General features: G+C 38.5%; 1 protein-coding gene. It reads right to left on the reverse strand.

The annotated features are described in order from the left end of the window. Positions 1 to 34 precede the first annotated feature (34 nt). A partial coding sequence (locus AN214_RS21990; RefSeq protein WP_152960865.1) for an integrase core domain-containing protein occupies positions 35 to 348 on the reverse strand: 314 nt, incomplete at its 5' end.

A 348-nucleotide genomic window follows, 5' to 3' on the forward strand; every position in this document is an offset into this window, starting at 1 on the left:
TGACCCATCCTAGCATGGGTTGACACTTTTAATATTAAAACGCTCGATGCACTTCATCGGGCGTTTTGTATTTTAAAGCCGTGTGTGGCCTTCTTTGATTATAGATATCAATGGATTGTTTCACCATTTTCGCAGCTTCTTCCAAGTTATTGGGCTTTGTCAGTAAATATTCATTTTTCAGGATCCCGTTTATGCGTTCCGCCAAGGCATTTTGGTAGCAGTCATATCCATCTGTCATTGAGCACGTTATGCCATATTTTTCGTGTATGCGTTGGTATTCATGTGAGCAATATTGAATACCTCTATCTGAATGATGGATAAGAGGTGAAATGACTTTTCTATGTTTTA

It is taken from the genome of Pseudoalteromonas sp. P1-9 (assembly GCF_001399975.1).
Taxonomy (GTDB): Bacteria; Pseudomonadota; Gammaproteobacteria; order Enterobacterales; family Alteromonadaceae; genus Pseudoalteromonas.